Origin of the sequence: Streptomyces sp. NPDC026673 (genome assembly GCF_040638135.1) — a bacterium.
In the GTDB taxonomy this organism is placed as follows: Bacteria; Actinomycetota; Actinomycetes; order Streptomycetales; family Streptomycetaceae; genus Actinacidiphila.
On sequence record NZ_JBEZXR010000176.1, the window covers coordinates 1 to 2308 of the forward strand.

The window sequence follows — 2308 nt, forward strand, 5'->3', positions numbered from 1 at the left end:
CAGGCCATCGTCACCTCCGGCAAGGCCGATGCCGTCCTCCTCGGCCGAGAACTGCTCCGCGACCCCTACTGGGCCCGCCACGCCGCCACCACGCTGGGTGGCAAGGTCAACACCCCCGTCCAGTATCACCGTTCCTGACCCGCGTCGCATGCCGTCCCCGTCCCCGCCGCGCCACCGTGCGGCGGGGACGGGGACGCGTTCAGTGCCGGGCGCGGTAGAGGTCGCGCAGCAGGGCGATCTCGGCGCCGTGGTGCAGAAGTTCCTGGTTGACCCACCAGACGATGTCGAGGAACGGATTCTCCGGGTCGCTGCCGTAGGGGTAGGTGCTGTACCCCACGGTGTCGAGCGCCGCGTCGTCGGCACCGAGCAGCGCCCGCCGCCACGCCCCCGCCGCCTCCTCGAAGCCGGAGACCGCTCCGGCGGCGTCCCCGCTGCTGCGGAAGTCGTCACGCGTGAGCGCGTGAGTGCCGGCCGAGTCGTCGGCGCGCAGGGCGAGCAGTTCGCCGAGGTGGCTCAGGCGCCAGGCGATGGTGGTGAACGGCGGCGGCACCGGATGCGGGGCGGGTGAAGCGTCCCGCCCCCACGCCCCGCCGCCGACCAGCACGGTGGCGCCAGGGCCCGGGCCGTGCGAGCGCGGTCGTACCGACCAGCAGCCCGGCACCGGCTCCCACAGGTACTCCTCGTCGGTCATCGGCCCGACCTCCACGTCCGTCCCGTTGCCGCTGTCCACGACCGGGCCGGTCATCCGGTCACAGAGGCGCCGGCACGCGAAGTCGAACTGCTCCAGCAGCGGTGCGAGGCGGGGAGGTGCACGCATACGACGGCTCCTGACGGGCTCGAACGGGCGGTGCGCGCTGCCATGTTGGCGCCCGGCCAGACGTCGGCGCACCCGGAAATCGCCTTGCGCGCCGCAGCCCGCCCGTACAGCATCCCGCCCGTGATGCCTCACCACCGCGACCGCGCCCTGCCGCCCCCGTCCTCACCCCCGTCACGACACAACGCACCACGAGGACCCCGACGTTGACCTACACCTTCCGCGCGTACTCCCCGGCCGACGAGACGTCCTGGCTGCGCTGCAGGGTGCTCTCGTTCCTGGGCACCGCCTACTACGACGACGTCGATCGCGCCAAGCCGCAGATCCCCGCTCCGGGCCTGGAACTGGTGGCCCTCGACGCTTCGGGCACCGTGGCCGGAATCATGGACACCCTGGTCGACGGCACCCTCGCCACCATCGACACCGTCGCGGTCCACCCCGACCACCACCGCCGCGGCCTCGGCCGCGCCCTCCTGCGGCGCACCCGCGCCCAGGTCCGCGAACGCGGCGCGACGACCCTCGACGCCTGGACCCGCGACGACCCCGGCACCCTGGCCTGGTACCGCGCCATGGGCTTCACGGAGAGCGACCACTACCTGCACGTCTACGCCCATCACCACACCGCCCCCGGGGAACCCGACCGGGCGATCCTCACGCCCCGCCCCGGCCTGCGGCTCATGGCCGCGTTCCTGCACGCGAAGCTTGAGGACGAGGCGCAGCTGCGGCGGGAGTTCAGCCGGGTGCACGTCTGCCGGCGCTTCGCGATGGCGACCGAGGACTGCGGCCGTTGACGACATCGGCCGGCAGAGGGCCTCTGGTACCCGCGAGTGCGCACTCCCGTCGGCATCCCTCGGTGGCCGCCGCAGAGGGACGGGGAGATCAGCCGTGGATCCGACGGCGCCACCAGGGAAGGTCAGCCGGCGCGAAGGGATGGTTCAACGTGGCATCGAGGTAACGGGCGTCGAGAGGGCCGACGACCGCCCGGAGTTCGCGTCGCGCCCTGACGCCGACCGTCCGGATGACTGCTTCCAGCAGGGTTCGGGCGTGCATGTCGCGCCAGCCGGTCGTGCCTTCGCCGTAGGAGGGCTCCGTGTCCGGACCGGACCGCCGGAGGGTGCGGGACCAGGCCAGAAAGGCGTGGGCCACGTCCCCGGAGTGGAGCCCGTTCGTCCGTTCGAACTCGGCGATCTGACGGTTTGCGGTAGCTGAGAGACCGCGAATGACGGCTCGGTTGCCGCGGTTGGCGCGGTGGGGCATCCGCGCCCGGATCTCGCCCGGTGACCGGCGAGGCATGGAGACTTCCCGGAATTCGGTTGAGGTGCGCCCAGGTTACCCGGGTGACCGGCCCTCCGGCATCGAAGTCCGCAGCCTTGGCCCAGTGGCCCCGTGAACGCCGAAAGGGCGGCGTGCGCCGGCGGGGTGCCGGTGTACGCCGCCCTCGGGCGGGACGGGGCGCGGGCGGCGGGCCCGCGGTGTCGGGGCGGCTACTTCGGG

Annotated in this window: 2 protein-coding genes and 1 pseudogene; 2 read left to right on the forward strand and 1 reads right to left on the reverse strand. The window is 73.1% G+C overall.

Features of this window, described 5'->3' with window-relative positions:
* Window positions 1-138 (forward strand): annotated as a pseudogene (locus AB0F62_RS42680) (NADH:flavin oxidoreductase/NADH oxidase); the annotation flags it as partial.
* Window positions 139-199: 61 nt separating this feature from the next.
* Here the strand turns inward: AB0F62_RS42680 and AB0F62_RS42685 are convergent.
* On the reverse strand, window positions 200-817 hold the full coding sequence (locus AB0F62_RS42685) for a DinB family protein (protein WP_361812287.1): 618 nt from the start codon (window positions 815-817) through the stop codon (window positions 200-202).
* Between the two features lie 203 nt (window positions 818-1020).
* Here AB0F62_RS42685 and AB0F62_RS42690 point away from each other — a divergent pair, with 203 nt between their 5' ends.
* Window positions 1021-1605 carry a GNAT family N-acetyltransferase gene (locus AB0F62_RS42690; RefSeq protein ID WP_361812290.1) on the forward strand — a complete coding sequence of 195 codons (585 nt, stop codon included), beginning with the start codon at window positions 1021-1023 and terminating at the stop codon, window positions 1603-1605.
* Window positions 1606-2308: the final 703 nt, after the last annotated feature.